Here is a 5,172-nt window from a genome sequence, read left to right as displayed (position 1 = left end):
CTGTCAAAGTCCCGAGATTGTCGGTATAATCTTATAAATCACCAAATCATTCGGTTTTTTAAAAATGTAACGGATTTCATTTTAGGTAAAAAGAAAAAAATGGGTTAAATTTTGTAAAAGTGTTGACAAGTTGCAAAAAAAGAGTATAATAAAATCAACAGAAAAGTAGTAGATGCTCTATTTTCAGGGAACTTGTGGTTATTGTGAACAAGTAGTAGAGATTTATGAAAATTGGACTGTTAGTGAAATGAATTCTAAACCATGTGAATTCGGTGTGCACCCCTTACCGTGCAACTCCTTGGTAGAGGAGATTGAGATGTGGGTGTAGTCTATACTGTTTATCCCATAATTGAGGTGGCACCGCGACACATACGCCCTCACACAGATTTTTTCTGCGTGAGGGCTTTTTCTATACTCTTAACAAAATTAGTCCAAAGAATGCGATTGAGTTTAGGTGATATTGAAGGAGTCTGAGCGAGGTAAGCACTGTAATCCTATATTTTTGGTCAATATGATATGGTATAGAGGCAGGATACTGAGCGATTAGTGTGCATGGGTTCAGAAAATACACATACGTCCATAGTGATATTTAATTAACAAATCCCAGGAGGTTCATCATGAAAAAAGTTTTATCAGCTGATATTTTAAGTCCTATTTTGGCCTATATGCGCCTACATGCTGAGCATAAAGTTATATTGGAGAGTATTCCTCGTGAAAAGGAGACAGCTCGTTTTTCTATTGTAGCTTATAATCCTGTTTTTGAAGTTAAGTTTGAAAATGGTCTTTTGTACGAAAATGAACAGATTGTTGATCAGGATCCTCTAGATTATCTACACCAATTGACAGTAAAAACAGATGTTCAGACTGAACTTCCGTTTGGAGGCGGGGCGATTGGTTTTGTTGGTTACGATATGATTCATTTATATGAAAATATTGGTGAGATTCCAAATGATACGATTGGAACGCCTGATATGCACTTTTTTGTATATGAAAGCTACTTGATTTTTGATCATAAAAAAGAAAAAGTGTATGTTGTAGAAGATAATATATATAGCAATCGAAGTCAAAGTCAACAAGAAGCAAGTTTAGCCGCAGTGTTGCAACAATTACGAACGACAGCTGTCGATGAATTTGAAGAAAAGCAATTGAGTAAACTTAATTTTCAGAATCATTTAGAGAAAGAAACATTTGAACAAATGGTAATGCAAGCTAGAGAATATATCCGAAACGGAGATATGTTTCAGTGCGTACTGAGCCAGCGTTTCTCAGCAGATTTTACTGGAAAACCATTGGATTACTATCGAAATTTGCGTGTTACGAATCCATCCAATTATTTGTATTTCTTTGATTTTGGAGATTATCAGATTATAGGTGCAAGTCCTGAGAGTTTAGTATCTGTAAAAGGTGGCAGAGTAACAACGAATCCTATTGCAGGAACTCGTCCTCGAGGAAAGGATGAACGTGGAGATCGCGCCTACGCTAAGGATCTCCTGGCTGATCCAAAAGAGGTAGCAGAACATCGCATGTTAGTGGATTTAGGGCGAAATGATATCGGAAAGATTGCTCAAATTGGAACTGTCGAAGTTAGCAAGTATATGGAGGTTGAATATTTTCGGTATGTCATGCACTTGACCAGTGTAGTACAAGGAGAGCTTTTAACTGACTTGACGGCAATGGATGCTCTTAAATCGACTCTTCCAGCTGGGACGGTTTCCGGAGCACCAAAAATCCGTGCGATGAGACGGATTTATGAGCTAGAAAAAGAAAAACGTGGAGTCTATGCAGGGGCTATAGGTTATTTATCCTCTACAGGAGATATGGACTTTGCTATCGCTATTCGGACGATGATTCTTAAAAATCAAAAAGCTTACGTACAAGCTGGAGCTGGAATTGTCTATGATTCTATTGCTAAAAATGAATTTCAAGAAACGATTAACAAAGCTAAATCTATGACTAGAATAGGAGAAGAAAAATGATTTTATTGGTTGATAACTATGATTCGTTTACCTATAATCTTGCTCAATATATTGGAAAGTTTGCCCATGTAACTGTTATGCGCAATGATGAAGAAGGGCTCTATGAAGCAGCTGAGGAAGCAGAAGCCCTTGTGTTTTCTCCAGGTCCAGGGTGGCCAGCTGAGGCGGGACGAATGGAAGAGATGATTCGTGATTTTGCAGGTAAAAAGCCGATTTTAGGGATTTGTTTGGGACATCAGGCTATCGCCGAAGTTTTTGGTGGTAAGCTTGGCTTGGCACCTAATGTTATGCATGGAAAGCAAAGCACAATTGTTTACGAAACTTCCTCGCCTATTTATTCAGGGATTGATAATAAGGTTGACATCATGCGTTATCATTCCATTTTAATAGAGGAAATGCCTAAAGATTTTGAAATTACATCGAGAACGCTTGATGATCATTCTATCATGGGAATTCAACATAAGTCTTTGCCAATTTATGGTTTACAGTATCATCCAGAAAGTATCGGAACACCGGATGGTTTAAAAACGATTGAAAATTTCATTCATATTGTGAGGAAGAGTTTAATGAAAAAAGTTTTGGAAAAGTTAGCAGACGGGGAGGACTTAACTGCTCACGAGATGACCAATGTCATGGAAGCGATTGTTACAGGACGAGTGAGTGAAGCACAAGTTGTCGCCATATTACTAGGATTAAAGATGAAAGGTGAAAGTTTAGTTGAACGGACAGCTATTGCTCAGGTAATGCAGGCTCATGCTAAGACAATCCCTACTCATGTAGTAGATGCGATGGATAATTGTGGCACTGGAGGGGATCGTTCCTTTAGCTTTAATATTTCTACAACTGCAACTTTTGTTCTTGCCGGTGGTGGCATTAAGATGGCAAAACATGGAAATCGCTCGATTACCTCTAAGTCTGGTTCAGCGGATGTTTTAGAGGCTTTGGGGATAAATCTTGACATGAGTCCAGCTGATTTAGGGAAGGTTTTTGATAAGGTTGGCTTGGTGTTTCTCTTTGCTAAAAATTTACATCCTGGTATGAAATATATCATGCCAGCAAGGCTAACGCTTGGAGTACCAACGGTTATGAATTTGACTGGTCCTTTTATTAACCCGATTCCCTTAAAAACACAATTGTTAGGAACAAGTCGTCCTGATTTGTTAGAAAGTACAGCTACAGTTTTAAAAGAATTGGGACGCCAGCGAGCTATCGTTGTGAGCGGTCCTGAAGGATTGGATGAAGCTGGCTTGGATGGAGAAACCCAACTTGCGATTCTTGAAAACGGTCAGGTTCGACTAGAAAGTTTCACGCCTGAAGATTTGGGATTGGAGCGAATTTCGATAGAGGCTGTGCGCGGAGGGGATGCTAAGCAAAATGCAGAAATTTTACTATCTGTATTGGAAAATCAAGCCAGTCCATATCTTGAAATGACGGTTTTAAATGCTGGACTTGGCTTTTATGCCAATGGAAAAGTTGCTAGCATCAAAGAAGGGGTAGCCCTTGCTCGTGAAGTCATTGCGAGCGGTGCAGCCCTTGAAAAACTACGATTATTACAGGAGTATCAAAAATGAGTCAGGAATTTCTGCCCACCATTCTCAAGCAAAAACGGCAAGAAGTAGCTCAGATGGACTACGAGGAATTACAGCCCCTACGTGAAACCTATCGTTTGTATGATTTTCTCAAGGCTCATTCGGAGCAATTACAGGTGATTGCTGAGGTTAAGAAGGCTAGTCCTAGTATGGGAGATATCAATCTGGAGGTGGATATTGTCCAGCAGGCTAAGGATTATCAGGCTAATGGTGCCGTGATGATTTCCGTTTTGACAGATGAAATTTTCTTTAAGGGGCATATCGATTACCTCCGTGAAATTTCTAGCCAGGTGACGATTCCAACACTTAACAAGGATTTTATCATTGATGAAAAGCAGATTGTTCGTGCGCGTAATGCAGGTGCCACAGTCATTCTGCTCATCGTTGCAGCTCTTTCTGAAGAGCGACTCAAGGAGCTCTATGACTTTGCGACCAGCTTGGGTCTGGAAGTTTTGGTGGAAACCCACAATTTACCAGAGTTAGAAACTGCCCATCGCATCGGTGCCCAAATCATTGGAGTCAATAACCGCAATCTGGTAACCTTTGAAGTAGACATCAATACTAGTCTGGAATTGTCAACTCACTTTAAAGCGCATCCCGTCTACATTTCTGAATCGGCGATTTTCACGGGACAGGATGCAGGCTTGGTAGCACCTTATTTCAACGGAATCTTAGTGGGAACAGCCTTGATGCAGGCGGATTCCGTCAGCCAAAAAATCAAGGAGTTGCAAATTGACAAAGGTTAAAATTTGTGGCCTGTCAACAGCTGAGGCTGTGAAAACAGCGGTGGAAGCTGGTGCTGATTATATCGGTTTTGTCTTTGCGCCTAGTAAACGCCAAGTCAGCTTAGAGCAAGCAAAAACTTTATCAAGAGCCATTCCAGATTCTGTCAAAAAAGTTGGCGTCTTTGTCTCTCCAAGCCGTGCCGAGTTGCTAGAAGCAATCGAGACAGTTGGCTTGGATCTAGTGCAAGTTCATGGGCAGCTAGAAAACGAATTGTTGTTGGACTTGCCGTGTCAAACCATTCAAGCAGTTCAGGTCAAAGGGGATACCCCCTTACCAGTAGCTGAGGCAGATTACCTGCTCTTTGATGCGCCAGTAGCAGGTTCAGGAAAGACCTTTGATTGGGGCCAATTAGAGACAGCTCACGTCCGTCAGCCTTTCTTTATTGCAGGGGGCTTAGATGCGAATAATGTCAGACAAGCTATCCAAACTTTTTCTCCCTTTGCAGTAGATGTCTCTAGCGGAGTCGAGACAGATGGGCAAAAAGACCATGAAAAGATTAGAAGATTTATAGAGAGGGTAAAGCATGACCTATCAACAACCAAATAATGAAGGATTTTATGGGAAATTCGGGGGACGTTTTGTTCCGGAAACCCTAATGACCGCCGTACTAGAATTAGAAGCAGCTTACCGTGAAAGTCAAGATGATCCAAGTTTTCAAGAGGAGTTAAATCAACTCTTACGCCAGTATGTGGGGCGGGAAACCCCTCTCTACTATGCGAAAAATTTAACGGAGCACCTTGGTGGAGCCAAAATTTTTCTAAAAAGAGAAGATCTCAACCATACAGGAGCCCACAAGATTAATAATGCTCTAGGGCAAGTGC

4 protein-coding genes and 2 pseudogenes are annotated in these 5,172 nt (G+C 40.8%); all 6 read left to right on the top strand.

The window, feature by feature from the left end; all coding sequences use genetic code 11:
• Positions 1–617: 617 nt before the first annotated feature.
• Positions 618–1,976, top strand: a complete 1,359-nt coding sequence (gene trpE, locus STRDD10_RS06735) for an anthranilate synthase component I (RefSeq protein WP_067194188.1) — start codon at positions 618–620, stop codon at positions 1,974–1,976.
• A pseudogene (locus tag STRDD10_RS11580) lies at positions 1,973–2,533 on the top strand (aminodeoxychorismate/anthranilate synthase component II); the annotation flags it as partial. The gene trpE and the pseudogene STRDD10_RS11580, both read left to right, overlap by 4 nt.
• A 9-nt stretch (positions 2,534–2,542) precedes the next feature.
• Positions 2,543–3,547 carry an anthranilate phosphoribosyltransferase gene (gene trpD / locus STRDD10_RS11575; protein WP_067194449.1) on the top strand — a complete coding sequence of 335 codons (1,005 nt, stop codon included), beginning with the start codon at positions 2,543–2,545 and terminating at the stop codon, positions 3,545–3,547.
• Positions 3,544–4,311 (top strand): indole-3-glycerol phosphate synthase TrpC, encoded by a 768-nt coding sequence (trpC, locus tag STRDD10_RS06725; protein WP_067194185.1) that lies wholly within the window; start codon positions 3,544–3,546, stop codon positions 4,309–4,311. Before trpD ends, trpC begins: the two co-directional genes overlap by 4 nt.
• Positions 4,298–4,897, top strand: a complete 600-nt coding sequence (locus STRDD10_RS06720; RefSeq protein ID WP_067194183.1) for a phosphoribosylanthranilate isomerase — start codon at positions 4,298–4,300, stop codon at positions 4,895–4,897. Before trpC ends, STRDD10_RS06720 begins: the two co-directional genes overlap by 14 nt.
• Positions 4,875–5,172: pseudogene (locus STRDD10_RS11570) on the top strand (tryptophan synthase subunit beta); the annotation flags it as partial. The gene STRDD10_RS06720 and the pseudogene STRDD10_RS11570, both read left to right, overlap by 23 nt.

This window comes from Streptococcus sp. DD10 (genome assembly GCF_001578805.1).
GTDB lineage: Bacteria > Bacillota > Bacilli > Lactobacillales > Streptococcaceae > Streptococcus.
This window is presented reverse-complemented; position numbering and strand designations above follow the sequence as displayed.

Coding starts and splice junctions, on each gene's coding strand:
- trpE (WP_067194188.1), top strand. CDS start 618: ATGAAAAAAGTTTTATCAGCTGATATTTTAAGTCCTATTTTGGCCTAT.
- trpD (WP_067194449.1), top strand. CDS start 2,543: ATGAAAAAAGTTTTGGAAAAGTTAGCAGACGGGGAGGACTTAACTGCT.
- trpC (WP_067194185.1), top strand. CDS start 3,544: ATGAGTCAGGAATTTCTGCCCACCATTCTCAAGCAAAAACGGCAAGAA.